Below are 24,548 nucleotides of genomic sequence, written 5' to 3'. Positions count from 1 at the left end.
GCCCGCCCCGTTCCGGCACAGGATTTATCCTTAATATTCTCGCAAAAGCTGAAAGCCGTTCGGTCCACGTCTTGCACTCGCTAGGTCACGCTGAGGTTGCAGCATGTTGCGAGGGGTTGAGGCGATGGACATTCGGGGCACGGAAGCCGCTGACATATTGAACGGGACCAGCGGCGATGACGTCATCTATGGGTTCGGGGGCAACGACACCCTGAAGGGCGGCGCGGGCGACGACGTCCTGGCCGGCAACGACGGCGCCGACAATCTGCAAGGCGGCGCCGGTGACGACTACATCCTGGGCGGAGCCGGCAACGACACCATCGACGGTGGCGCGGGCAATGACTGGGCGGCCTACGAGGACGCCACGGCCGGCGTGAAGGTCGACCTGAACCTCGCCGGCGCGCAGAACACCGGCGGCTCCGGGACCGACAAGCTGACCGGGATCGAGAACGTTTACGGCTCGGCCTTCAACGACACCCTTACGGGTGACGCCAAGGACAACATGCTGGTGGGCGACGCCGGCAACGACACCGTCAACGGCGGCAAGGGCAACGACACCCTGTGGGGTGACGCAGGCAATGATGTCCTCGATGGCGGCGACGGCGACGACTACATCGTTGGCGGCGCGGGCGACGACATCATCAAGGGCGGCGCCGGCGACGACTGGAGCTCGTACGAGAACGCCACGGCCGGCGTGACGGTCGACCTGACCAAGACCACGGCTCAGGACACCGGCGGCGCCGGCAAGGACACCCTGACCGGCATCGAGCTGCTGTATGGCAGCAAGTTCGACGACGTCCTGACCGGCGACGCCAAGGACAACTACCTGTGGGGCAGCGACGGCGACGACAAGCTCTACGGCGGCGCGGGCGACGACCATCTGTCGGGCGGCAAGGGCGTCAACGTCCTCGACGGCGGCGACGGCTTCGACACCGTCGACTACGCGTTCAGCGACCGTGGGGTGGTGATCGAGCTGGACCTGAACCGCGCCTACAGCCGAGATGGGACGAACGCGATCAAAGACACGCTGGTCTCGATCGAAGCCGTCATGGGCTCGGCCTATGACGACATCATCTACGGCAACGCGGCCGAGAACTACCTGTTCGGCGACGCCGGCAACGACGTGCTGGTCGCCAGCGGCGGCAACGACACGCTGGACGGTGGCGACGGTGACGACCGGGTCGTCAGCAGCTTCAGCAGCAACGGCGAGATCCTGCTCGGCGGCGCTGGTAACGACCGTGTGGTTATGAACGGCTCCGGTACGGCCACCCTGAATGGCGACGACGGCGACGACCTCATCCTCGTGTCGGGCATGTTCAGCGACACCACGGTGCATGGCGGAGCAGGCTCCGACACGCTCGAACTGCTGAACGGCTACAACGAGAGCAACGGCCGGGGGGCGGAGATCGACCTGTCGATCACCACCCGCCAGCAGACCGGCTATCAGAACTACGTCACGGTCGGCGGCGTCGAGAACGTGATCGGCACCTTCCTCAACGACAAGATCAAGGGCGACGCCGGCAACAATGTCCTTGACGGCAATCTGGGCGACGACCTGATCGATGGCGGCGCGGGCTTCGATGTCGCCTCCTATGACTCGAACTTCGCGGCGGTGCGGGTCGATCTGTCGAAGGTTGGCGTGGCCCAGGACACGCTGGGCGCGGGCGTCGACACCCTGGTGAGCATCGAGGGCCTGAAGGGCTCTGCCTATGGCGACATCCTCATCGGGGCGCGCCAAGGACGACAGCTTCGAAGGCGGCAAGGGCGACGATATCATCGACGGCGGCGCTGGCGCGGACACGGCGATCTATCGCGGTGCGTCCAAAGACTACAGCTGGACCAAGAACGCTAACGGAACCTGGACCGTGCGCGGGGCCGAGGGCGTGGATACCTTGTTGAACGTCGAGAAGCTGCAGTTCACCGACAAGACGGTGGCGCTGGCGTCCTCGACGACGACCGTTACGGTCGACGACCTCGCCAAGACCAAGGTCATCGCGACGTCCGCGACCGGAGACTTCCGCGACACCGTGATCTCGGCCGACGGCGCCACCGTCTACGTCTCGGACAAGGATGGCTATGTCAGCGCGATCAACGTCCAGAGCGGCGAGGTGACGGCCCATATCAAGGTCGGTACGCAGCTGGGGGGGATCGACGTCTCGGCCGACGGCCAGTTCCTGGTGGCGGCCGAACGTCAGGTCACCAATGGAACGGGCGAACAGTGGGACTACTCGGCCACGGCGACGGTCCACGTCCTGAACCTGAAGACTGGCGTCGTGACAGACTACAAGACTACCGTGACGGGCTATGACCGCGGCTTCTCGGACGCGGCCTTCATGGCGGGCAATACGATCGTCCTGACCCAAGACTTCGCCGGTTCGGGGTGGACGTCTTTTACGTCCTTCAACCCGTATGTGGGCGTCTTCAGCCGCAGCACCGTAAACTACTATCAAAGCGGAACCTTGACGACGAGCCACGACGGCCTGTTCGCCCTCCTGGGTCCGGCGGGTCTCTCGGACGCGGAGCTGGCGTTGCTGAACGCCATGCCGCAGGAGATCGCTGAGCGTCAGACCTATGTAGGCGACGTGGTCGGGAGCAATACCGGCGTGTTCGCGGTCTCGAACAACGCGTTGGCGACCGCGCAGCTGGTGAACGGCGGCATCCAGATCTACGACAACAAGCTGAACTACATGTTCAATCTCACGTCGACGCACCCTGAGATCGCCAACATCTACGGCCTGGATTTCAGCGCCGACGGCCAGCATCTGTTCGTGGTCGACGGCGTCACGGACCGCATCTACGAGTTTTCGACCAAGACCTGGACCGTGGAGCAGGTCTACGCCGTCGGGGCTGATGTCGATCTGAGCGCTTCGGCTGGCGACTACTATAGCGGTGCTTTTGGCAATCGCGTCACGATCAGCGACGACGGTGGCCGGATGGTAATCTTCAGCAACGCCAGCGTTATCTCGGTCAACATGATGGACTTGAAGCCCATCGCGGGCGGCGTGGTCGACACGAGCGGCGCGGACACCCTGGTCGGTTGGGATACCTGGGACGTGCTGAACGGAGGCGCGGGCAACGACGTGCTGAACGGCGGTAAGGGCAATGACACCCTGATCGGCGGCTCGGGCGCGGACGTCTTCAAGTTTTGTGGCGGGCGACGGTTCGTTTAACACCCACCTGCAGAACTTCGACACAGTCCTGGACCTTGGCGCCGGCGACAAGCTGGCCTTCTCTGGCGCGCCGGCGGTGGTCAAGGAAAGCGACATCCTTCGCTTCACCGCAGACCTGAACAGCGCGGGCAAGATCAGCGACGCCTCGGCTTTGCAGATCGAAGCCTATAACAATCAGATCCAGATCGGCGCGCTCGCCCAGAAGTACCTGATCGTCGGCGCTGGCGCGGACACCTATGTCGTCGCCGACACCGACGGGGTCGCGGGCTACGACCAGGTCGTCCTGCTCAAGAACGTGTCCTCGTCCCTGGTGACGGCCGACATGTTCATGGCTGCCTAACCCCGTCCGCAACCTCTGTCGGGTTCCCTACGTTGACGTTTCGTCGGCGTAGGGGCCTGTCGCCTCGGCCTGACGCCCGGCGTGAAGATCGGGTCCTTGGAGGGAAGCGTATGAGATCGATCCTGCCCGTCATGGCGCTGCTCGCGCTGGCCGCCTGTTCGCCTCAGCCTGCGGCCGACAAGAAGGCCGACGCGCCGGTTGTCGCCGCGCCGCCGGCCGCCGCGCTGAAGCCGCCGAAAGCCGATATCCCGGCCGGCGACTATACGCTGGACAAGCATCACGCGACGCTGGTGTTCAGCGTCAGCCACCTGGGCTTCTCGAACTACACGGCCGCGTTCGCCGACTTCGATGCCAAGCTGCATTTCGACCAGAACAACCCCGCGGCCAGCACGCTGGAGGCGACGATCAATCCGATGTCGCTGACCATTCCCGCGCCGCCCGAGGGCTTCCTGGCCGAGCTGACCGGGGCGCAGTGGCTGAACACGGCCACCTATCCGACGATCACGTTCAAGTCGACCAAGGTCGAGACCACCGGTCCCGACACCGGCAAGGTCACCGGCGACCTGACCCTGCACGGCGTCACCAAGCCGGTCGTGCTGGATGTGACCTATAACGGCGGCTATCCGGGCCATCCGATGGACCCGCACGCCCGCGTCGGCTTCTCGGCCAAGGGCGCGTTCAACCGCTCGGACTTCGGCATCGCCTACGGCGTTCCGGCCCCGGGCACGACCATGGGCGTCGGCGACGAGGTCCAGGTGATGATCGAGGCCGAGTTCAGCGGGCCGCCGCTGGCGACCGCGCCGGCCGGCGCCGCCGCGCCCAAGCCCTAGGCGCCGGAAGCCTGCACGAAGCCCTGATGCGCGCGGGCGGTGGCGAGGCACGTTTCCAGGTCCGCGCGATCACGGACCAGCCGCTCGGCGCGCTCGTGGAAGTCCACCGCGTGTTCAAGGCGGCTGAAGGTGATCCGTAGGGGGCTCTGGTCGTCAAACTCAAGGCGCACGGTCACGTAGAGGCTCCGGGACGGCTCCAGCAGTGCGGCGACCAGGATCACCGCGCGCCGCGCGTCAGATAGCCTTCGAGCAGAGCCAGGGCGTGGTCCAGCCGCGCCTTGCGCCACTCGGGAGCGGTCATGTCGGTGTCCAGCGTCGCCGATAGCGAATAGCCGTTGGCCAGATGGAAGCGGCTCATGGCCGCGATGGTCACATAGATCTGCACCGGGTCGAGGTCTGGACCAAAGATCCCCTGGCGCTGGCCGCTCTCGATCAGTTTCTCGATCGTGCGGCGCAGCGGGAAGGCGGTCTCGGTGACAACGCGCGACTGGGCGGCGAACTTGCCGTGCTGCAGGTTCTCGTTGCGCAGCAGGCCCTCGAAGCGGGGGTTCTTCTCGAAATAGTCGAAGGTGAAGCGCTGCAGTTCGAGGAAGCCGTCGAGCGGCTTGTCGAAGTCGATCTTCAGCTCGGCCTCGCGGGTCCGCAGGTCCATATAGGCGCTTTCGAGGACGGCCATGTACAGGCCCTTCTTGTCCCCGAAGTAGTGGTACAGCATCCGGATGTTGCACTTGGCGGCCTTGACGATCCGCTCGATGCGCGCGCCGGCGAAGCCCGCCTGGGCGAATTCCTTCAAGGCCGCGGCGAGGATCGCCTTGCGCGTGCGCTCGGCGTTGCGCTTGCGCGGGGTGTTCTCGGTCTCGGTCTTGGTGGTCGCGTCCAGGACGGCGTCGGTCACGGGATCTTGGCTCCCTGATTGATCCAGGCGCCCAGCTGGGCGCGCTCCTCTACAGTCATGCTTGTCTCGTTGCCAAGGGGCATGCTGGTCGAGAGCACGGCGCGCTCGCGGATTTTCGGGGCGTAGGTCCGGATATGCTCAGGCGTGTCGAAGGTCGCGCCCAAAGGCGGCGCCGAGAAGCCTGCGTGCGTCGGCGTGGCGCTGTGGCACATGACGCAGTGCTTCTGGACGATCGCCTGGGCGGTGGCGAACGGGACCGGGGTTGAGATCTCGACCTTGTCCTTGGGCTTCATGCTGGCGACGACCGTGGCGGCGAAGATCAGCATCGCGCCGTAGAACAGGAAGTCGTGGCGGATCTTGCCGTGGTGCTTGAGCAGGAAGAACTGCCGGATCGAGATCCCGCCGGCGCTGATCATGGCCAGCAGCAGCCAGCTTAGCGGATGGCCGGTGACCATCGGATAGTGGTTGCTGATCATGATGAAGATGACCGGCAGGGTCATGTAGGTGTTGTGCACCGACCGCTGCTTACCCATCGCGCCCAGGCGGGGATCGACCGGACGGCCGGCCAGCATGTCGGCGACGATCTTGCGCTGGTTGGGGATGATCACCAGGAAGACGTTGGCGACCATGGCCGTGCCGATGATCGCGCCGACGTGGATGAAGGCGCCGCGGTCGCTGAACAGCTTGGACAGGAAGTAGGCCGCCGCCGTCAGCGCGCCGAACCACACAAGGCCGAACCACAGGCCGCGCTGGCCCAATGGCGAGCGGCACAGCGCCTCGTAGACGGCCAGTCCGCCGAAGATGAAGGCCAGGCCCGCGCCGATCGCGGCCGGCTGGCTGAAGGCGTGCTTGGCGGTGTCGATCAGATAGACCGGCGCCTGCCAGTAGTAGAGCACGATCAGCAGCGCGAAGCCCGACAGCCAGGTGGTGTAGGCCTCCCATTTGAACCAGTGCAGGTGGTCGGGCATGTGCGCCGGAGCCACCATGTATTTCTGCGAATGGTAGAAGCCACCGCCGTGCACGGCCCACAGCTCGCCCTTGACGCCGTCCTTGGGCGGATCGGGGTCACGCAGATTGTTGTCCAGCCAGACGAAGTAGAACGAGGCCCCGATCCAGGCCACGCCGGCGATCACGTGCAGCCAGCGGAGACCCAGGTTCAGCCATCCGGGAAGGTCGTAGTCCATCTTATGGCGCCACCGCGTCGAGCAGTCGGAGTTTGGAGATCAGGCCGATCTGCAGAATCGCCTCGGCGATCTCTTCGGCCTCGTCGTTGGCCAGGCGCGCCTGCATGGCGGCCAGGATCGAGCTCTTGTCGTTCAGCCGCACGGCGATGATGAACGGGAAGCCGAAGCGCTCGCCGTAGGCGGTGTTCAGCGCATGGAAGCGCGCGAACTCGTCCGGCGTCAGCCTGTCCAGTCCGGCGCTGGCCTGTTCGGCGTTGCTCTCGGCGGTCAGCTGCTTGGCGATGGCGGCCTTGCCGGCCAGTTCGGGGTGGGCGCGGATCAAGGCGAGTTTGTCGGCGGTGGTCGCGGCGTCGAGCACGGCCATCATCGCGCCGTGCAGCGCCTCGACGCTGGCGAACGGCCGCTCGTCGAAGGCGCGCTCGACCACCCAGGGGGAGAGCTCGAAAGCGAAGCCCAGGGCGGTGGTGAAACCGGTCCGGTTCATGCTGTTCAGCCGAGCCAGGGTCAGGGGCGGGGCGCCGCTCATGCCTTCACCTCATACGGATGCGTCGCGATCCAGTGGCGGGCGATGTCGATGCGCCTGGCCACCCAGACGCGGTCGTGCCGGGTGATATGCTCCAGGAAGCGCCGCAGGGCGCCGATGCGACCGGGCTTGCCGACCACCCGGCAATGCAGGCCGACGCTCATCATCTTCGGCGCGGCTTCGCCTTCCAGATAGAGGGCGTCGAAAGCGTCGCGCAGATAGGTGAAGAACTGCTCGCCGGTGTTGAAGCCCTGGGCCGCGGTGAAGCGCATGTCGTTGGCTTCCAGGGTGTACGGCACGATCAGCTGGGCGCGGCCGTGCTGATCGTCCCAGTAGGGCAGGTCGTCGGCATAGCTGTCGGCGTCGTAGACGAAGCCGCCTTCCTCGGCGACCAGACGGGCGGTGTTGGGACTGGTGCGGCCCTGGTACCATCCAAGGGGCCGCTCTCCAGTCAGCCGCTTCTGGATCTCGATGGCCCGATGAATGTGCTCGAGCTCCTGCTCGGGCGTGAAGTGCTGGTAGTCGATCCAGCGATAGCCGTGGCTGGCGATCTCCCAGCCGGACTTCATCATCGCCTCGACGGCGTCCGGGTGGCGCTCCATGGCCTGGGCGACGCCGAACACAGTGAGCGGCAGGCCGTACTCCTCGAACAGACGCCGGATGCGCCAGAAGCCGGCGCGCGAGCCGTATTCGTAGAGGCTCTCCATCGACATGTTGCGCATGCCTTCGATGGGCTGGGCGCCGATCATTTCGGACAGGAAGAACTCGCTGACCGGGTCGCCGTGCAGGATGGAGCGCTCGGCGCCTTCCTCGTAGTTCAGCACGAACTGCACGGCCACGCGGGCGCCATTGGGCCACTTCGCGTGCGGCGGATGCTCGCCGTAGCCGATCAGGTCGCGGGGGTAGGTCTTTGTCATGACTTCTGCCCCCTCCGGGGGCGGACGACCGCGCAAGGCGCGGTCAGGTGGGGGCAGGTAAAGGGCATGCGCTCTGACTCGCCCCCTCCGCGCTTCGCGCTCCTCCCCCGGAGGGGAAGACGGTGAAGACCGGCCAGCTCATCCGAACACCTTCGCCGCCGCGTCGACGCCGGCGCCGGCGGGAGCCTTGAAGCCTTCCCAGCGCAGCACCGCTTCCAGCGCCGCGAGCGTCTGCAGCACCGCGTGCTTCCGTGCGTTCACGCCCATGGTTCCGATGCGCCAGATCTGGCCAGCCAGAGGTCCGAAGGCCGCGCCGATCTCGATCTCGAACTCGGTGCGCATGCGAGTCTTCACCCGATCGTAGTCGACGCCGTCGGGCGCGATCACGCCGGTGACGTTGGTCATCTTGTGAGCCTGGTCGCCGTAGACCGTCAGGCCCAGCGCCTCGATCCCCGCGACCATCGCCGCGCCGGCCTGCTTGTGGCGGGCGAAGCGCGCGTTCGAGGCCTTCCTCCAGCACGATCCGCGCGCACTCCCGCGAGGCGAACAGCATGTTGGCCGCCTCGGTGTGGTGGTTCAGGCGCTTGTCAGACCAGTAGTCCATGATCATCGCCAGGTCGAAGTAGTTGGAGGCGATCCGGCGGCCCTGGCCCGAGGCGGCGCCCGCCGTGGCGATGCCGCGCTCGACATGTTTGCGACTGGCGATGTGCTCGGCGGCGCGGTCGCTGATGGTGATCGGGGCCGAGCCCGAGGGGCCGCCCAGGCACTTTTGCAGACCGGCGGTGACGATGTCGGCCTGCCAGACGTCCACCGGAACGTTCATGCCCGCGAGGGTCGCGGTCGCGTCGACATAGAGCAGGGCGTCGTGGCGGCGGCAGATCTCGCCGATGGCCTCGATCGGCTGGGCGATGGTCGTGGAAGTGTCGCCGTGGACGCAGGCGACCAGGCGCGGCTTGACGCGGGCCACGGCGTCCTCGACCGCCTGCGGGTCGACGATCGCGCCCCACGCGCCCTCGACGAAAGTGACCTTGGCGTCGCAGCGTTCGGCGATCTCGGCCAACAGCAGGCCGAAGCGTCCGGCGTTGACCACCACGACGTCGTCGCCGGGGCTGAGCGTCGAGACCAGGGCCGCCTCGATGCCGGCGCGAGAGGTGCCGTCGATCAGGAAGGTCCACTGGTTCGTGGTCTGGAAGACGCCGCGATACAGCGCCATGACCTCGTTCATATAGCCGGTGAACTCGGGGTCGAACTGGCCCAGAAGCTGTACCGACATGGCCCGCAGCACGCGCGGGTGCACGTTGATCGGGCCGGGCCCCATCAGCAGGCGGGCGGGGTGGTCGAGCTCTTTATAGGTATCGGTCATGCGCGTTCGCGTCGTTCTAGCTTGTCGATGAAGAGGAGCATGGCCTGGGCCGCCAGGGCGCAATCGGCCTCGGTGACGGCTTCGGCCGGGTTATGACTGACGCCGCCCTCGCAGCGGATGAACAGCATGGCGACCGGGCACAGGTCGGCCATCACCATGGCGTCGTGACCCGCGCCCGAGGGCAGCCGCCGCGCGGGCAGGGAAAGATCCGCCAGCGCTTCGTCCAGCAGGTTCATCAGCGACGGATCGCAGGGGCTTTCGGCGAGGGCCTGCATCAGGGTGACGGTCGCCGAAAGGCCGCGCTTGGCGGCGACGGCGTGGATCTCGGCGCCGATGGTCATCACCGCCTCGTCGCGCGTCGCCGAGGTCTCGGCGCGGATGTCCATCGAGAACTCGATCGCGCCGGGAATGACGTTGAAGGCGCCGGGCAGGGCGGTCATCCGGCCGACCGTGCCGACCAGACCGTCCGTTCCCGAGCGGCAGATCCGCTCCAGGGCCAGGATCGCCTCGGCGGCGGCCGGACCGGGATCCTTGCGCAGGTTCATCGGTGTCGTGCCGGCGTGGCCGGCGGTCCCCTCGATGCGCACCATCAGCCGCTTCTGGGCGGCGATGGCGGTGACGACGCCCAGGGCCAGGCCCTCGGCCTCCAGCACCGGACCCTGTTCAATGTGCGCTTCGAGGAAGGCCAGCACCTGCTCGGGCTTGCGCGCCGCGCTGGCGATGGCGTCCGGATCGCCGCCGAACGCCTTCAGCGCCTGCGCGACCGACACGCCGTCGGCGTCCTTCATGTCCAGCGCCGAGGCGTCCAGCGTCCCGGCGATGGCCCGGCTGCAGCTCATCGAGGCGGGGAAGCGTGAGCCTTCCTCGTCGCCGAACGCGACGACCTCGATCGCGAACGGTAAACGGCGGCCGGCGCGGTTCAGGGCCTCGACCACGTCGATCCCGAGCATGATCCCCAGCGGTCCGTCATAGCGCCCGCCATTGCGGACGCTGTCGATGTGCGAGCCGATGATCAGCGCCTTCGCGTCGGGAAGCTGGCCATCGTAGCGGCCGATCAGGTTGGCGGCGGCGTCGCGGCGCACGCTCATGCCGGCCTCCAGCATCCAGCCACCCACGGCGGCCAGGGCGGCCTCGTGCGCGGCGGTGAGGAACCGTCGCGTCAACTGGCCGTCGACCTCGCTGTAGGGCGCGACGCCCAACTGGTCGCAACGCGCCTTGGCCCTGGCCCCGATGTCGAACGCTTCCGCCACTCCCGATTCGACCCCGCTCTACTCGCCGTCGAGAGCCAGCGGTAGCAGGAGAGAGCCCGGAAGCCCCGCTCCGCGACCGCCCCGGCGTGCTCATCACGCGCGGGCGCCTCGAACACGCGCCATCCGCGGAGCGGCGGCGCCTGTTGCTAAGTCATAAACGACTTACTTAGCGGCGGCGAGAGGCGGCTATTCCGTCTGGGCCACGAACTTGCCCGCCGCGCGCACCTGACCGGTCGCGACGCCGGTGGGCGCGCCCCCGGGCGGTTCGTCCGTGATGGCCAGCAGGGCGGTATAGGTCCCCGCGCCGGTCAGGCCGGCGGGGAGGGCGATGGCCTTGGGCGCGTCGCCAGGGACGATGCCCAGCGAGATGGCCTTCTGCCCCTCGGGGATGATCCACAGTTCGGCCTCGCGGCCGGCCGGCATCTTCATCGAGACGGGCGTCAGGATCAGCTTGCCGGCGGCATGGTCGAGGGTCGCGACCAGGGCGGGCTGCTTGGTGGCCGGGTCGGTGATCAGCGCCACCTCGGCGACCGCCGGCGGCGGCTTGGCCGGGGCGACGGCCGGCGGCGGAGCCGGACGCGGTGTCACGACGAGGGCGACGATGCTGGCCGCAGCCAGCGCGAGGGCGCCGGCCGAAGCGCCTTGCCACAGGCGGACATTGTTCCAGGTCGAAGGCTTCTGCGTCGCGGCGCCGATCAGGTTGGCGATGCGCGGCCAGACCGCGGCCGGCGGCTCGATCGGGGGAATGCGCTCGGCGAGATGGGCCAGGCGACCTTCCCACCATTCGACGGCGCGGGCGAAAGCCGGTTCGGCGGCGATGCGGGCTTGCGCCTCGGCGCGCTCGTGAGCGTCCAAAACGCCCAGAACGTATTCGCCGGCCAGGGGGCGGTCTTCGCCGTCATGCGGGGGCAGGGTGTCGGTCATGCTTCGAGGCACGCGCGCAGGCTGATCAGGCTGCGCCGGATCCAGCTCTTCATCGTGCCCAGGGGCACGCTCAGCATGTTGGCCAGGGCCTCGTAGGTGACGCCGTCGAAGAAGGCGGTGCGCACCGCGCCGGCGTGCTTCGGGTCCAGTTGATCCAGGCAGCCTTCGAGGCGGCGGCGGTCGTCCTCGTCCTCGATCAGGGTCGAGGCCAGGGGGCGCGCCGTCGGGCAAGGCCTCGGCCTCCTCGACGCCGGCGGTCGCGGCGCTTCCGCCCCTGGCGCCGCGGGCGCGCAGGCGGTCGATCGCGCGGTTGCGGGCCAGACTGACCAGCCAGGTGATCGGGCTGGCCTTCTCGGCGTCGAACCTGTCGGCCTTGTTCCAGACGGTGAGGTACACATCCTGAAGCACGTCTTCCGCCTCCTCGCGGTCGTTCAAGATACGGAGGCAAACGCCGAACAGTTTCGCGGATGTGTGACGATAGACGTATTTCAACGCGTCTGAGTCGCGGTTGGCCACGCGCGCGATGGCGCGTGACAGCAAGGCGCGGCTGGTGTCGGCGTCCATCAAGCGTCCCCGCGAGCTCCCAAGAGCGGGGACGCTCGCACGGTCAATTCGGTCTGGCAACGTGACTATTTCCCAATCCAACGCATCACCGCGTAGCCTGCCGAGGCGGCGGCGGTGGTCACCAGGGTTCCCCAGGCCATGTCGACGAGCGTGATGGTGGTCGACCAGGTCTTCAGCGTCGCCTGGTTGGTCAGGTCATAGGTGGCGTAGGCGACGAGGCCGAAGACGACCGCGTGGGTCAGCAGGCGTCGCCAGCCGCCCTCGCGCAAGGCCGGCTGGATGGCCAGCACGACGATGGCCGCGACGTACAGAAAGTAGAAGACGACGGCCGGCGGCAGCGACGGCTTGTCGGCCAGCAACTCGCCGATGCGCGGCTTGTAGAGGCGAGGCGTGGCCACGGTCAGCCACACTCCATCCAGGACCAGCATGGTCAGGGCGGCGGTCGCGTAGCCGGCTGCGAGGCGGATCATCGGGCGGTCTCCTGAACCGGACGCATACGGTAATGGCTGACGCCCCATTCCTCGCCGCCGCGATGGCCGAAGAGGCCGGCGGTGGCCAGGAAGAACAGTCGCCAGCGCCGCCGCCAGACGGCCGCGTCCTTGCCATAGACCTCGGTCAGCACCGGATCGAGCTTGGCGCGGTTGGCGTCCATGTTGGCCAGCCACTGGCGGGCGGTGCGGGCATAGTGCTCGCCGCTCCAGCGCCAGTCGGCCTCGACGGTGAACAGGTCCGGGAACTGCCGCGCCAGGTCGTGGCTGGGCATGACGCCGCCGGCGAAGAAATACTGGGCGATCCAGTCGGCCGGGTCGTCGGTCTCGAACCGGTACGGCGTCGTGCGGTGGGTGAAGACGTGCAGGAACAGCAGGCCCTCGGGCTTGAGCCAGCCGCGCACCCGAGCCAGCAGCGCGCGCCAGTTGGACATGTGCTCGAACATCTCCACCGAGACCACGCGGTCGAAGCGGAGGTCCGTGCGGAAGTCGTTCATGTCGGCGGTGACGACGGTCAGGTTGGTCAGGCCGCGCGCGGCGGCGCGGCTTTCGATGAAGGTCCGCTGAGAGGTCGAGTTGGAGACGCTTACGATCCGGGAGTTCGGATAGCGCCGGGCCATCCACAGCGACAGCGAACCCCAGCCGCAGCCCAGCTCCAGCACGTCCTGGCCGTCGCGCAGATCGGCGTGGGCGGCGGTCTCGCGGAGAGCCTCGGCCTCGGCGTGTTCCAGCTTGGTCGCGCCGGGCGGATAGAGGCCGCTGGAATATTTCAGGTTCGGACCCAGCACGGTCTCGAAGAAGGCGGCGGGCAGTTCGTAGTGCTGGGCGTTGGCGTCGTCGGTGTGGGTGGCGATCGGATGGTGGTCCATGTCGCGGGCGAAGAGGGCGGTCGCGTCGTCCGGGGCGTAGGACAGGCGCCGGCGCACGTCTCCGACCAGCATGTCGATCGCCGCGCGCGACACCAGGTCGGGCATCGGCGCGTCCTCGAACGCGTGGATCGCCGCCTTCATCAAACTCATGGGCCGCTCCTTTCCCTATTCCGGGGACAGCTACGCGCGGAACGACGAATTGGATGCGTCCGTTTGCCGCGATAGTCCGTAGCTGCTCCCGAAGCGTCGCTCGGACGCCGTTGGGAGATCGCCTTGGCCACCGTCGTTCCTCGTCTGTCCGTCGCCGTGATCGGCGCCGGAATCTCGGGACTTTCCGCCGCCTGGCTGCTGTCGCGCGGCCATGACGTGACGCTGTACGAGGCCGACGACCGGCTCGGCGGTCACGCCCATACGGTTCGCGTGGACGGCACGGCGATCGACACCGGCTTTATCGTCTACAACGAGCCGAACTATCCGAACCTGACGGCGCTGTTCCAGCATCTGGGCGTCGAGACCGTGGCGACCGACATGTCGTTCGGCGTGTCGCTGGACGGCGGGGCGCTGGAATATTCCAGCACCAACCTCCTGGCCCAGAAGCGCAACGCGCTGAACCCGCGCTTCCTGAAGATGCTGCTGGACGTCATGCGGTTCTATCGCGAGGGGCGCGCCATCCCGCCGGAGCTCGAGACCGGGGGGCTCTGCCGGCTCGACGAATATCTGCGCCAGCAGGGTTTCGGGCGGGCGTTCCAGGAAGATCACCTGCTGCCGCAGGCGGCGGCGATCTGGTCGACCTCGATGAGCGATATCCGCGAGTTTCCGGCGGCCGCCCTCCTGCGGTTCTTCGACAATCACGGGCTGATGCTGCCGGTCGACAAGCGGCCGATCTGGCGCACGGTGGCGGGCGGCAGCGCCCGCTATGTCGAGAAGCTGGCCGCCGGGATCTCCGGCGACATCCTCACGGGGCGCTCGGTGAGGGCCATCCATCGGCAGCCGGACGGCGTCTCGATCGAGGACGCCGCCGGCCAGATGCGTACCTACGACCAGGTCGTCATCGCCGCCCACGCCGACCAGGCGCTGCGGATGCTGGCCTCGCCGACGGCGGAGGAGCGCGCGCTGCTGGGCGCCTTCCGTTACAGCCGCAACCGGGCGGTGCTGCACCGCGACGCCCGGCAGATGCCCCGCCGGCGGGCGGCCTGGGCCAGCTGGAACCATGTGGGGCGGCGCGGCGAGGACGGCGGCGTGACCTACTGGATGAATCGCCTGCAGCCGATCGGCGAGGCGCCGGTCTTCCTGTCCCTGAACCCGGACCAGACGCCGGGCGAGCTGCTTCACGATCAGGTCTATGAGCACCCGCTGTTCGACAGCCCGGCCATGCTGGCCCAACGCCGGCTGTGGTCGTTGCAAGGGCGTCGCCGGACCTGGTTCTGCGGAGCCTATTTCGGCTCGGGCTTCCACGAGGACGGCCTGCAGGCTGGCCTGGCCGTCGCCGAGCAGCTGGGCGGCGTTCATCGTCCGTGGCTGACGCCCGAGCCGTCGGGCAGGATCTTTCTTGAACCCCCCGCCGTCGAGGCCCAGCGGGAGCTGGTCGCGTGACCCTCCGCTCGGCGCTCTACAGCGGTCGTGTCGTTCACGAGAGGATGCGGCCCAAGCGCCATCGGCTGAGCTACCGCGTGTTCATGCTGCTGCTGGATCTCGACGAGATCGATACGCTCGACCGGTCGCTGAAGCGGTTTTCGCGCGGGCGCCTGAACCTGATCGGCTTCCATGATCGCGACCATCTGGACGACCCCGGGGCGTCGCTGAAGGACGTCGTGCTGGCTAAGCTGCGGGCGGAAGGGCTGGATGCCGCGCGGATCAGCGTGCTGGCCATGCCGCGCATCCTGGGCAAGGGCTTCAATCCGCTGAGCGTGTTCTTCTGCCATGATGCGGACGGCAGGCTGGTCGCCACGATCCACGCCGTTCGCAACACGTTCGGCCAGCGCCACGACTACGTGCTTCCGGCCACGCGGACGGTGGGCGGCTGGGTCGAGCAGAACGCGCGCAAGGCGTTCTATGTCTCGCCTTTCCTGCCGATGCACCTGCGTTATGGATTCGAGATCGCGCCGCCGGGCGAGGCCGTCCATATCGGCGTCGACGTGCTGGGCGAGGAGGGGCTGGTGCTGGCCGCGACCTTTTCGGGCGAGCGGCGAGACCTTACCGATCTCGCCATCTGGAAGGCGCTGGCGGGCCATCCCTGGCAGGTCGCCGGCATCCTGGCGGCGATCCATTGGGAAGCGCTGAAGCTGGTCGCGAAGGGCTTCAGGATCTTCCCGCAGGATCGCGCCACGCGCGGCCTCAGGCGGCCGGCGTCGCCGCTTGCGTCCACGCCTCCAGGTCCTTCAGCGCGCGCAGGCTCATCAGCCGCTTCTTGGCCCGGCCGCGCTCCTTGAGCGGGATCTTCTTGCCGTCCTCGTCGACCTTAGGGGCCTCCAGCGGCGGCAGCAGACCGTAATTGATGTTCATCGGCTGGAAACTGCTGGGGCCGTTGCCCGCTTCCAGGTGGCCGCCGGTGATGTGCTCGACCAGAGCCCCCAGGGCGGTGGTCGGCGGCGGGGCGTCGATCGGCGCGCCCTTGCGGTCGGCCGCGGCGAAGCGGCCTGTCAGCAAGCCCATGGCGGCGCTCTCGACATAGCCCTCGACACCGGTGACCTGGCCGGCGAAGCGCAGGTGCGGCCGAGCCTTCAGGCGCAGCGACTTGTCCAGAAGCTTGGGCGAGTTGATGAAGGTGTTGCGGTGCAGGCCGCCCAGCCGGGCGAACTGGGCGTTCTCCAGACCCGGGATCATCCGGAAGGTTTCGGCCTGGACGCTGTGTTTCAGCTTGGTCTGGAAACCGACCATGTTCCACAGCGTGCCCAGGGCGTTGTCCTGGCGCAGCTGGACGATCGCGTAGGACTTCACCGTCGGGTCGCGGGGATTGGTCAGGCCGACGGGCTTCATCGGGCCGTGTCGCAGGGTCTCGCGGCCGCGCTCGGCCATCACTTCGATCGGCAGGCAGCCGTCGAAATAGGGGACGTTCTCCCACTCCTTGAACTCGGACTTCGGACCCGCCAGCAGGGCGTCGATGAAGGCCTCGTACTGCGCCTTGTCCATGGGGCAGTTGATGTAGGCTGCCGCGTCGCCGCCGGGGCCTTCCTTGTCGTAGCGCGACTGGCGCCAGGCCTTGTCCATGTCGATCGAGTCGAAATGGATGATCGGGGCGATGGCGTCGAAGAAGCTGAGCTGGCCCTCTCCCGTCGCGTCCAGGATCGCCTGGGCCAGGGCGGGGGAGGTGAGGGGGGCCGGTGGCGACGATGACGTTGTCCCATTCCTCCGGCGGCAGGCCGGCGATCTCCTCGCGGACGATGTTGACGAGCGGGTGCTCGGACAGGCGCTTGGTGACCTCGGCCGAGAAGCCGTCGCGGTCGACGGCCAGAGCGCCGCCGGCCGGCACCTGGTGCTGGTCGGCGCAGGCCATGATCAGGCTGTCCAGCTTGCGCATCTCGGCGTGCAGCAGGCCGACGGCGTTGAACTGCCAGTCGTCCGAGCGGAACGAGTTTGAGCAGACCATCTCCGCCAGGCCGTCGGTATTGTGGGCGTCGGTCGTGACTTTGCCGGTGGCGTCGTCCTTGCGCATCTCGTGCAGGATGACCGGCACGCCGCTCTGGGCGATCTGCCAGGCGGCTTCGGAACCGGCGAGGCCGCCGCCGACGACGTGGACGGGTTTATAGGTCGAGTTCGTGGTCATGGGGCGGCCCTATACCCCCGGCTGTCGCTTGGCGAAACCTGCTGGTAGTGTCGCGTGACTGGGCGGGGCCCTTCGCGCCTGGCGAGCATGGGTGGGAACATGGCGAGCTTTTCCGTGGGCGAGGCCGCGACGGCCGGCTTTGGCTTGGTCGGTCGCAGGCCCCTGGCGGTGGTGGGATGGGCGGTCGCCTTGGTGGCGGCGCTGATCGTTCCGGCCATCCTGTGCGTGCTGGCGATGGGGCCGGCGTTCGCTCAGATCATTCAGTTGGCCATGAGCCAGAAGGGCGGCGAGCCCAGTCCCGAGATGATGCAGGGGATGCTCCAGGCGCAGTCGGGCATGACGGCCTTCAACCTGCTCTACTGGCTGTGGTCTTCGTTCGTCAGGGCGGTGTTCTGCGCGGCCGTGTTCCGCGCGGTGCTGACGCCTGAGCGCTCGGCCTGGGCCTATCTTCGGGTCGGCTCGCGCGAGCTGTGGCTGACCCTGCTGCTGCTGGTCGAGCAGGTGCTGGCGATGATCGCCATCTTTGTGATCGCCTTGGTCGTGGCGCTGATCGTGGCGATCGTCGCGGTTGGCGGCGGCGAGAGCGGCCATTTGGCGGCGATCGCTACCGCCGTCGGTGGCTGCGTCGTGGCGGGGGGCGTGATCCTCTGGGTGGCGCTGCGCCTGTCGATGGCCGCGCCGATGACCTTCGTCGACGATCAATTCCGACTGTTCGAGTCGTGGAGCCTGACCAAGGGCCAGGGTTGGCGGCTGCTGGGCGTGGCCCTGTTGCTGGTGATCTTCGTGCTGGGCCTTGAGATCCTGGTCGGCGGGGTGGTGGTGGGCCTGCTGCTCGCCGGCGGCGGCTCGCTGACGGCTTTGCATGGAACGGGCGCGATCGAGACCTTCATGGCTCGCCCGCCGCTGGAGATCCTGCGCGACGTCTGGCCGTGGCTGACGGCGTTAGGCGTCGTCGGCGCCCTGTTCAGCGCGATCGTCCAGGCGGTGTTCTTCGCCCCCTGGGCGGTCATCCACCGGGCGTTGACGCGCGAGACGTAGCGGCGATCGCGGCGAGGCCATAGATTGCGCGGATCGCTGCGACTCGGCGCGCAAGAGGGACTTGATCGGATGACGGACGGATCGGCGGCGATCGGCGCGACCCTGCGCGCGGGCCTTTCCGATGTGGCCAGCGCCGTGCGCGACTGCTGGGCGGCCCTGGCCGCCGCGGCGGTGGTCAGCGTCGCGGCCGATTTCCTGCCTCCAGGCCTGAAGATCATCGGCGCCCTGCTGCCCATCGTCATCGCCCAAGGCGCGCTGTTCCGGCGCGCTTTCGGTCGCGACATGGGCCTGAAGGGCCTGCGGTGGGGCCGCGACGAGTGGCGGCTGCTGGCCGCTCAGCTGATGATCCTGGCCCTGCTCTGCCTGATCGGCGCGATCCTGATGGTCATCGTCGGCGGCGTCGCCCTGGGCGTGGCTCGCACCGCCGCGCCTAACTTCGATCCCGGCACGATCGACGGGTGGAAGGGCGCCTTCGCCAGCGCCGGCCCCGCCGGCTTCGTGCTCAGCCTGGTCCCGTTGGCCAGCCTGGCGATCCTGATCTGGCTGAGCCTGCGCCTGTCGCTGTCGGCCCCCGCCACGGTCGAACAGTCTGGCGTTCGGGTGCTGAGCGCCTTTCCGCTGACCAAGGGCCGCGTGCCCACCCTGTTCGTCGTCGGCCTGGCCATCGCCGTCCCGCTGTTCGCGCTCAGCGCGCTGCTGGCCCTCGCGCCGGGCCAGGGGCTGGCGGCGGCGGCGATCCTGGCGGCGGGTTCCTATTTCTACGCCATGCCGGCCTGGGCCGGCGCGCTGGCCCATTTCTACCGCGCGAGCGCGGTCACGCAGGAAGCCTAGATGTCCGTCCGCCCCGTCGACGCCGCGCTTGAAGGCCTCCAGACCATGCGACGCAAGCCTCTGGCGGTGCTGGCCTGGGCGACCTTCTCGCTGGTCATGCTCCCGATCCTGGGCCTGTTCGCCAAGATCGTGCTGGGCGACGAAGGCCGGGCGGCCCTGGCCGGACGCGCCGGTTCGGCCGACCCGCGCGAGATCCTCGACCTGGTCACGCATCTGGGCGGGGTGATGGTGGTGCTGATCGCCGTGGCCCTGTTCCTGGCCTCGGTGCTGCAGGCGGCGGTCATCCGCTCGGTGGTGGACCCCGCCAACGATCGCTTCGCCTATCTGCGCCTGGGCAAGGAGGAGCTGCAGTTGTTGATCGTGTCGCTGATCACCTGGGCCGCGGCCCTGGGGGGGACGGTGATCCCGTCCGGGGCGGTGGTGCTGGGCGCGTCGCTGCTGTCGGGCGCGGCGGCGGGCTGGTTCGCGACCCTGGGCGCCCTGGCGGTGATCGGCCTGTCGCTATGGGTGGCCGTGCGCCTGTCGCTGCTGGGCCCGCACGCCTTTTCGCATCACCACATCGACATCCGCGAGGCCTGGGTCCAGACCCACGGCCAGTTCCTGCGCCTGCTGGGCATGTACGTCCTGGCCATCGTCCTGGCGGCCCTGGTCTCGATCGTCGGCACGACGGTGTCGTCGATCATCGGCAACGTGCTGAGCGGCGGGGTCGACACCGGCGCGGGCGACGTGGTGGCCAGCCACCCGCGCCTGATCCTGATGCTGCTGGCCAACCTGCTGCTGGCGCCGATCTTCCTGACCCTGCAGACCGTGATCCTGGTCGCCGCGCCGGCCCGGGCCTTCGCCCAGCTGAACCAGGACGAGATCGACGCGGGCCTGCACGACTAGAACCTTTCGCGGGGCTGAAACCTCGTCGAAGGACGCGGATCAAGCGCCCGCGCTGGGCCTTGCCGCCATCCGCTCGCGCCAGGCCAGGACGTGCTTGGCCTCGGCCGGCGTCGACAGGCCCGTGAAGTCGGCGAAATCCAAGGTCGTCTGCGCCGCGATGTCGGCGATCGTGTAGGTGTCGCCGGTCAGGTAGGGACGGCCATCGGCGATCTCGCGGTCCAGCCACAGCTGGATGTTCTCGACGACCTCGCGGTTCGACTCGCCGAACTCCCTGTTCTGTTTCAACAGATGCGCCGTGAACGGATGGGCGTGGCGCCAGAACATGCCGACCGGCACGGTCAGGCGCAGCTCGATGCGCCGGGTCCACATCTCGACCATCGCCTGCTCCAGCGCCGAGACGCCGAACAGCGGCGGGTCCGGGTGCAGCACCTCGAAATAGCGGCAGATGGCGACGGTCTCGCTGATCGTCGTTCCGTCGTCGAGCTCCAGAACCGGCACCTGGCCCAGGCTGTTGCGCGCCAGGTGCTCGGGGCTGCGGTGGCCGCCCTGGCGCAGGCCGATCTGGATTTCCGGGACCTCGACGCCCTTCTCGGCCAGGAAGATCCGCACGCGCCGCGGATTGGGCGCGGGCATGGCCTCGCCGTAGAGCTTCATGGTGTCCTCCCATATTTAAACGGATGCTAGAGCCGCCTGTCGACGAGCCGCAAGCCCGCGCGAATAAAGCCGGCCTCGGCCCTGTCGAAGCGGCGCGAACCTGTTTAGCCTTGGGGCGTCCATCCTTCGAAGAGCACGACATGTCCAAGTTCTCCGCCTCCGACGCGGCCTTCTCCGGTTTCCGGCTCGTGCGGGAGAACCTGAAGACCGTGGCCATCTGGGCCGTGGGCATGACGGTGCTGTCGTTGATCTCCAACGTGCTCGCGATCCGGTTCTTCGGCGTGCAGATGCAGGCCTTCGCGGACTACCTGGCCGACACGAGCACGCCGGACCCGGAAACCTTCGCACGCCACCTGTCGAGCCTGGCGCCGCTGACGCTATGGTCGCTGCCTTACAGCCTGATCCTGAACGGAGTGATCTTCGCGGCCCTGAACCGGCTGGTGCTGCGCCACAACGACAGCGCAGCGGCCTATATTCGCCTGGGCGCACAGGAACTGCGCCAGAGCGCCGTGTGGCTGCTGCTGAGCCTGGTCCTTATGGGCGTGATGTTCTTCGGCTCGCTGCTGGCCGGCTTCCTCGGCGCGATGGGCGGGCCCACGGGCGCGTTCCTGGGCGTGCTGAGCTTCGTCGGCGCGTTCTGCGCCATGGTCTATCTGGCGGTGCGCCTGTCGTTCGCCTCGTCGGTCACCTTCGACACCGGCAAGATCACCCTGTTCCGGTCGCTGCCCGAGACCAAGGGTCTCTTCTGGCCGCTGCTGGGCGCCTATCTGCTGGCGGCGGTTATGAGCGTGATCGTGGTGCTGTTGATCTGGACCATAGTCTCGGCCGTTGGCCTGATCGCCTCTGGCGACCTGGCCGCCACCGGCAAGATGCTGCGCGCCGACACCACCTCGCTGAAGGCCTATTTCACCCCGGCCGGGATCGTCCAGACGCTGTTCGCTGGCCTGATCACCGTCCTGACCACCCTGATCGTCTTCGGCCCAGCGCCGAGCATCTATCGCGAACTCAAGGATCGCCGGACCGGCGCCGACACCAACGGCGGCTGGTAAAAAAGAAAGGCCCCGGAGAGCGATCTCCGGGGCCTTCTGTCTTCTTACGCCCGCTTGGCCTTCTTCAATTCGGCCACCCGAGCCTTGCGGCGCTCCTCGTGGCGGTCCAGCAGCTCTTTGAGGTAGCGGCCGGTCCAGCTGGCCTCGACCTTGGCCACGTCCTGGGGCGAGCCGGTGGCGACGATCTCGCCGCCGCCGTCGCCGCCCTCGGGACCGAAGTCGATCAGCCAGTCGGCGGTCTTCACCACGTCCAGATTATGCTCGATGACCACCACGGTGTTGCCCTGGTCGGCCAGCTCATGAAGCACCTCGAGCAGCTTCTTGGTGTCCTCGAAGTGCAGGCCGGTGGTCGGCTCGTCGAGAATGTACAGCGTCCGACCGGTGGCCCGGCGCGACAGCTCCTTGGACAGCTTCACCCGCTGGGCCTCGCCGCCCGACAGGGTCGTGGCCTGCTGGCCGACCTTGATGTAGCTGAGACCGACGCGCTTCAGGGTCTCCATCTTGTCGCGGATCGGCGGCACGGCCTTGAAGAAGTCGGCGGCCTCCTCGACGGTCATGTCCAGCACGTCGGCGATGGTCTTGCCCTTGAACAGCACGTCCAGGGTCTCGCGGTTGTAGCGCTTGCCCTTGCAGATATCGCAGGTGACGTAGACGTCCGGCAGGAAGTGCATCTCGATCTTGATGACGCCGTCGCCTTGGCAGGCCTCGCAGCGGCCGCCCTTGACGTTGAAGCTGAAGCGACCGGGGCCATACCCACGGGCCTTGCTCTCGGGCAGGCCGGCGAACCAGTCGCGGATCGGACCGAAGGCGCCGGTATAGGTCGCCGGGTTCGAACGCGGGGTGCGGCCGATCGGGCTCTGGTCGATGTCGATGACCTTGTCGAACTGCTCCAGGCCCTCGATCCGTTCGTGCGGAGCGGGGGCGTCCGACGCATTGTTCAGGCGGCGCGCGGCGGCCTTGTAGAGCGTCTCGATCGTGAAGGTCGACTTGCCGCCGCCCGACACGCCGGTGATGCAGGTGAAGGTCCCGACCGGGATCTCCGCCGTGACGTTCTTCAGGTTGTTGCCGGTGGCGCCGACGACCTTCAGCACCTTCTTCTTGCTGATCGGCCGGCGCTGTTCGGGCACCTCGATCTCGCGCGCGCCGGTCAGGTACATGCCGGTGACGCTCTTGGGATTGTCCATGATCTGCTGGGGCGTGCCCTCGGCGACAATCTCGCCCCCATGGACGCCCGCCGCCGGACCCATGTCGATCACGTAGTCGGCGGTGAGGATGGCCTCCTCGTCGTGCTCGACGACCAGCACGGAGTTGCCCAGGTCCCGCAGACCCTGCAGCGAGGTCAGCAGACGGGTATTGTCGCGCTGGTGCAGGCCGATCGACGGCTCGTCCAGCACATACAGCACGCCGGTCAGGCCCGAGCCGATCTGGCTGGCCAGACGGATGCGCTGGCTCTCGCCGCCCGACAGGGTGCCCGAGCCGCGCGAGAGATTCAGATAGTCCAGGCCGACATCGACCAGGAACCGCAGGCGGTCGTTGATCTCCTTCAGGATCCGCCGGGCGATCTCCATCTGCTTGTCGGTCAGCTTGCCGTCCAGGCTGGCGAACCAGTCGCGGGCCGGACGGATGGCCAGCATCGACACCTCGGCGATGTCCATGGCGTCGATCTTGACGGCCAGGGCCTCGGGCTTCAGGCGCTTGCCGTGGCAGGTCTCGCACGGGGTGTCGGACTGGTAGCGGCCCAGCTCCTCGCGCACCCAGCTGCTGTCGGTCTCACGCCAGCGGCGCTCCAGGTTCGGCAGGACGCCCTCGAAGGGCTTCTCGACCTCGTACTTGCGGGCGTTGTCGTCGTAGACGAACTTGATCTTGGTCCCCTTGGACCCGTTCAGCACCACGTCGCGCGCGTCGGGCGACAGCTTATGCCACGGCTCGTCCATCGAGAACCCGTAGTGGCGCGCCAGAGCCTGGAGGGTCTGGGTGTAGAGCGGGGAAGGGCCCTTGGCCCAAGGCGCGACGGCGCCCTTGTGCAGGCTCTTGTCCTTGTCGGGGATGACGAGGTCGGCGTCGAAGGCCAGCTTGGCGCCCAGGCCGTCGCAGACCGGGCAGGCGCCCGCCGGGTTGTTGAACGAGAACAGGCGCGGCTCGATCTCGGCGATCGTGAAGCCGCTGACCGGACAGGCGAAGCGTTCCGAGAACAGGATACGCCGCGGCTCCTTCTCGCCTTCCTCGATATTGGCGAACTCGGCGACGGCCAGGCCGTCGGCGAGGCGCAGGGCCTGCTCGATGGAATCGGCCAGGCGCTGCTCCATGTCGGGCTTGGTGACCACGCGGTCCACGACCACGTCGATGTCGTGCTTGAACTTCTTGTCGAGGACCGGGGCGTCCTCGATCGGGGTAGTATTCGCCGTCGATCTTCAGCCGCTGGAAGCCGGCCTTCTGCCACTCGGCGATCTCCTTGCGGTATTCGCCCTTGCGGTCGCGGACGACGGGGGCCAGCAGGTAGAGGCGCGTGCCTTCGGGCAGGTCGGTGATCTTGTCGACCATCTGGCTGATGGTCTGGCTCTCGATCGGCAGGCCGGTGGCGGGCGAGTAGGGCACCCCAACCCGCGCCCACAGCAGGCGCATGTAGTCGTGGATCTCGGTCACGGTGCCGACGGTCGAGCGCGGGTTGCGGCTGGTGGTCTTCTGCTCGATCGAGATCGCGGGCGACAGGCCCTCGATCAGGTCGACGTCGGGCTTGCTCATCAGTTCCAGGAACTGACGCGCATAGGCCGAAAGGCTCTCCACATAGCGGCGCTGGCCCTCGGCATAGATCGTGTCGAAGGCCAGGGACGACTTGCCCGAGCCGGACAGGCCGGTCAGCACGACCAGCTCGCCGCGCGGGATGTCGACGCTGACGTCCTTGAGATTGTGCTCACGGGCGCCGCGAACGCGGATGAAGTTCAGTTGCTCAGCCATGTTTTCCGGAACGTTGGACCGCGACATTGGTCGCGGCGCAGCGGCTATATGTAGGG

At 67.7% G+C, this 24,548-nt stretch carries 19 protein-coding genes and 6 pseudogenes; 10 read left to right on the top strand and 15 right to left on the bottom strand.

Annotated features, from left to right (window positions below):
* Positions 1-103 precede the first annotated feature (103 nt).
* The 4 genes and pseudogenes from ACHMW8_RS27935 to ACHMW8_RS27920 all read left to right on the top strand — a co-directional run.
* Positions 104-1,537: pseudogene (locus ACHMW8_RS27935) on the top strand (calcium-binding protein); the annotation flags it as partial.
* 172 nt (positions 1,538-1,709) lie between these two features.
* On the top strand, positions 1,710-3,170 hold the full coding sequence (locus ACHMW8_RS27930) for a hypothetical protein (protein ID WP_395444452.1): 1,461 nt from the start codon (positions 1,710-1,712) through the stop codon (positions 3,168-3,170).
* Entirely contained in the window at positions 3,148-3,510 is a 363-nt protein-coding gene (locus ACHMW8_RS27925) for a hypothetical protein (RefSeq protein ID WP_395444451.1), read from the top strand. Before ACHMW8_RS27930 ends, ACHMW8_RS27925 begins: the two co-directional genes overlap by 23 nt.
* Positions 3,511-3,620: 110 nt before the next feature.
* Complete coding sequence (locus ACHMW8_RS27920; protein WP_125159501.1) at positions 3,621-4,340, top strand: YceI family protein; 720 nt, start codon at positions 3,621-3,623, stop codon at positions 4,338-4,340.
* On the opposite strand, the gene ACHMW8_RS27915 is transcribed toward ACHMW8_RS27920, so the two are convergent.
* The 12 genes and pseudogenes from ACHMW8_RS27915 to ACHMW8_RS27860 form a co-directional block, all read right to left on the bottom strand.
* On the bottom strand, positions 4,337-4,561 hold the full coding sequence (locus tag ACHMW8_RS27915) for a hypothetical protein (RefSeq protein WP_125159500.1): 225 nt from the start codon (positions 4,559-4,561) through the stop codon (positions 4,337-4,339). The two genes, ACHMW8_RS27920 and ACHMW8_RS27915, sit on opposite strands and share 4 nt — an antisense overlap.
* On the bottom strand, positions 4,558-5,235 hold the full coding sequence (locus ACHMW8_RS27910) for a TetR/AcrR family transcriptional regulator (RefSeq protein ID WP_395444450.1): 678 nt from the start codon (positions 5,233-5,235) through the stop codon (positions 4,558-4,560). The genes ACHMW8_RS27915 and ACHMW8_RS27910 overlap by 4 nt, the downstream gene beginning before the upstream one ends.
* Positions 5,232-6,419 carry a urate hydroxylase PuuD gene (locus tag ACHMW8_RS27905; RefSeq protein ID WP_395444449.1) on the bottom strand — a complete coding sequence of 396 codons (1,188 nt, stop codon included), beginning with the start codon at positions 6,417-6,419 and terminating at the stop codon, positions 5,232-5,234. Before ACHMW8_RS27905 ends, ACHMW8_RS27910 begins: the two co-directional genes overlap by 4 nt.
* Position 6,420: 1 nt before the next feature.
* The gene (uraD, locus tag ACHMW8_RS27900; protein ID WP_125159497.1) at positions 6,421-6,945 is read right to left on the bottom strand and encodes a 2-oxo-4-hydroxy-4-carboxy-5-ureidoimidazoline decarboxylase; all 525 of its coding nucleotides are present in this window, start codon (positions 6,943-6,945) and stop codon (positions 6,421-6,423) included.
* On the bottom strand, positions 6,942-7,859 hold the full coding sequence (puuE, locus tag ACHMW8_RS27895; RefSeq protein WP_395444448.1) for an allantoinase PuuE: 918 nt from the start codon (positions 7,857-7,859) through the stop codon (positions 6,942-6,944). Before puuE ends, uraD begins: the two co-directional genes overlap by 4 nt.
* Positions 7,860-7,997: 138 nt before the next feature.
* Positions 7,998-9,222, bottom strand: a pseudogene (locus ACHMW8_RS27890) (pyridoxal-phosphate-dependent aminotransferase family protein).
* On the bottom strand, positions 9,219-10,472 hold the full coding sequence (locus ACHMW8_RS27885; protein WP_395444447.1) for an allantoate amidohydrolase: 1,254 nt from the start codon (positions 10,470-10,472) through the stop codon (positions 9,219-9,221). The pseudogene ACHMW8_RS27890 and the gene ACHMW8_RS27885 overlap by 4 nt, the downstream one beginning before the upstream one ends.
* Positions 10,473-10,658: 186 nt before the next feature.
* Entirely contained in the window at positions 10,659-11,558 is a 900-nt protein-coding gene (locus ACHMW8_RS27880; protein WP_395446074.1) for an anti-sigma factor domain-containing protein, read from the bottom strand.
* Positions 11,471-11,794: pseudogene (locus ACHMW8_RS27875) on the bottom strand (hypothetical protein); the annotation flags it as partial. The pseudogene ACHMW8_RS27875 and the gene ACHMW8_RS27880, both read right to left, overlap by 88 nt.
* Positions 11,733-11,960, bottom strand: a pseudogene (locus ACHMW8_RS27870) (sigma factor); the annotation flags it as partial. The pseudogenes ACHMW8_RS27870 and ACHMW8_RS27875, both read right to left, overlap by 62 nt.
* Before the next feature lie 65 nt (positions 11,961-12,025).
* A complete protein-coding gene (locus ACHMW8_RS27865; RefSeq protein WP_395444446.1) occupies positions 12,026-12,430 on the bottom strand; it encodes a DUF2177 family protein in 405 nt (134 codons plus the stop codon).
* Complete coding sequence (locus ACHMW8_RS27860) at positions 12,427-13,467, bottom strand: SAM-dependent methyltransferase (protein WP_395444445.1); 1,041 nt, start codon at positions 13,465-13,467, stop codon at positions 12,427-12,429. Before ACHMW8_RS27860 ends, ACHMW8_RS27865 begins: the two co-directional genes overlap by 4 nt.
* Before the next feature lie 123 nt (positions 13,468-13,590).
* On the opposite strand from ACHMW8_RS27860, the gene ACHMW8_RS27855 reads away from it, so the two are divergent.
* Together ACHMW8_RS27855 and ACHMW8_RS27850 are read left to right on the top strand one after the other, a co-directional pair.
* On the top strand, positions 13,591-14,910 hold the full coding sequence (locus tag ACHMW8_RS27855) for an NAD(P)/FAD-dependent oxidoreductase (protein ID WP_395444444.1): 1,320 nt from the start codon (positions 13,591-13,593) through the stop codon (positions 14,908-14,910).
* The gene (locus ACHMW8_RS27850; RefSeq protein WP_395444443.1) at positions 14,907-15,746 is read left to right on the top strand and encodes a DUF1365 domain-containing protein; all 840 of its coding nucleotides are present in this window, start codon (positions 14,907-14,909) and stop codon (positions 15,744-15,746) included. The genes ACHMW8_RS27855 and ACHMW8_RS27850 overlap by 4 nt, the downstream gene beginning before the upstream one ends.
* Here the strand turns inward: ACHMW8_RS27850 and trmFO are convergent.
* Positions 15,652-17,080: pseudogene (trmFO, locus tag ACHMW8_RS27845) on the bottom strand (methylenetetrahydrofolate--tRNA-(uracil(54)-C(5))-methyltransferase (FADH(2)-oxidizing) TrmFO). The gene ACHMW8_RS27850 and the pseudogene trmFO overlap by 95 nt on opposite strands.
* 99 nt (positions 17,081-17,179) lie before the next feature.
* On the opposite strand from trmFO, the gene ACHMW8_RS27840 reads away from it, so the two are divergent.
* From ACHMW8_RS27840 to ACHMW8_RS27830, 3 genes are all read left to right on the top strand, one after another.
* Entirely contained in the window at positions 17,180-18,118 is a 939-nt protein-coding gene (locus tag ACHMW8_RS27840) for a hypothetical protein (RefSeq protein ID WP_395444442.1), read from the top strand.
* Between the two features lie 69 nt (positions 18,119-18,187).
* Positions 18,188-18,949 carry a hypothetical protein gene (locus ACHMW8_RS27835; protein WP_125159486.1) on the top strand — a complete coding sequence of 254 codons (762 nt, stop codon included), beginning with the start codon at positions 18,188-18,190 and terminating at the stop codon, positions 18,947-18,949.
* On the top strand, positions 18,950-19,834 hold the full coding sequence (locus ACHMW8_RS27830; RefSeq protein WP_395444441.1) for a hypothetical protein: 885 nt from the start codon (positions 18,950-18,952) through the stop codon (positions 19,832-19,834).
* Positions 19,835-19,873: 39 nt separating this feature from the next.
* Here the strand turns inward: ACHMW8_RS27830 and ACHMW8_RS27825 are convergent, their stop codons facing one another.
* Positions 19,874-20,488, bottom strand: coding sequence for a glutathione S-transferase family protein (locus ACHMW8_RS27825; RefSeq protein WP_395444440.1), 615 nt, complete (start codon positions 20,486-20,488; stop codon positions 19,874-19,876).
* Positions 20,489-20,628: 140 nt separating this feature from the next.
* On the opposite strand from ACHMW8_RS27825, the gene ACHMW8_RS27820 reads away from it, so the two are divergent.
* Positions 20,629-21,537 (top strand): hypothetical protein, encoded by a 909-nt coding sequence (locus ACHMW8_RS27820; protein ID WP_125159483.1) that lies wholly within the window; start codon positions 20,629-20,631, stop codon positions 21,535-21,537.
* Between the two features lie 44 nt (positions 21,538-21,581).
* Here ACHMW8_RS27820 and uvrA read toward each other — a convergent pair.
* Positions 21,582-24,492: pseudogene (gene uvrA / locus ACHMW8_RS27815) on the bottom strand (excinuclease ABC subunit UvrA).
* Between the last annotated feature and the right edge of the window lie 56 nt (positions 24,493-24,548).

The sequence above is a fragment of the Caulobacter sp. UC70_42 genome (assembly GCF_044056025.1).
Classification (GTDB): domain Bacteria; phylum Pseudomonadota; class Alphaproteobacteria; order Caulobacterales; family Caulobacteraceae; genus Caulobacter.
Note: the sequence above shows the minus strand (reverse complement) of the source record. Positions and strands in the feature narration are given on the sequence as shown.

Coding starts and splice junctions, on each gene's coding strand:
- ACHMW8_RS27930 (WP_395444452.1), top strand. CDS start 1,710: ATGGCGACATCCTCATCGGGGCGCGCCAAGGACGACAGCTTCGAAGGC.
- ACHMW8_RS27920 (WP_125159501.1), top strand. CDS start 3,621: ATGAGATCGATCCTGCCCGTCATGGCGCTGCTCGCGCTGGCCGCCTGT.
- ACHMW8_RS27905 (WP_395444449.1), bottom strand. CDS start 6,419: ATGGACTACGACCTTCCCGGATGGCTGAACCTGGGTCTCCGCTGGCTG.
- uraD (WP_125159497.1), bottom strand. CDS start 6,945: ATGAGCGGCGCCCCGCCCCTGACCCTGGCTCGGCTGAACAGCATGAAC.
- puuE (WP_395444448.1), bottom strand. CDS start 7,859: ATGACAAAGACCTACCCCCGCGACCTGATCGGCTACGGCGAGCATCCG.
- ACHMW8_RS27865 (WP_395444446.1), bottom strand. CDS start 12,430: ATGATCCGCCTCGCAGCCGGCTACGCGACCGCCGCCCTGACCATGCTG.
- ACHMW8_RS27860 (WP_395444445.1), bottom strand. CDS start 13,467: ATGAGTTTGATGAAGGCGGCGATCCACGCGTTCGAGGACGCGCCGATG.
- ACHMW8_RS27840 (WP_395444442.1), top strand. CDS start 17,180: ATGGCGAGCTTTTCCGTGGGCGAGGCCGCGACGGCCGGCTTTGGCTTG.
- ACHMW8_RS27835 (WP_125159486.1), top strand. CDS start 18,188: ATGACGGACGGATCGGCGGCGATCGGCGCGACCCTGCGCGCGGGCCTT.
- ACHMW8_RS27830 (WP_395444441.1), top strand. CDS start 18,950: ATGTCCGTCCGCCCCGTCGACGCCGCGCTTGAAGGCCTCCAGACCATG.
- ACHMW8_RS27825 (WP_395444440.1), bottom strand. CDS start 20,488: ATGAAGCTCTACGGCGAGGCCATGCCCGCGCCCAATCCGCGGCGCGTG.
- ACHMW8_RS27820 (WP_125159483.1), top strand. CDS start 20,629: ATGTCCAAGTTCTCCGCCTCCGACGCGGCCTTCTCCGGTTTCCGGCTC.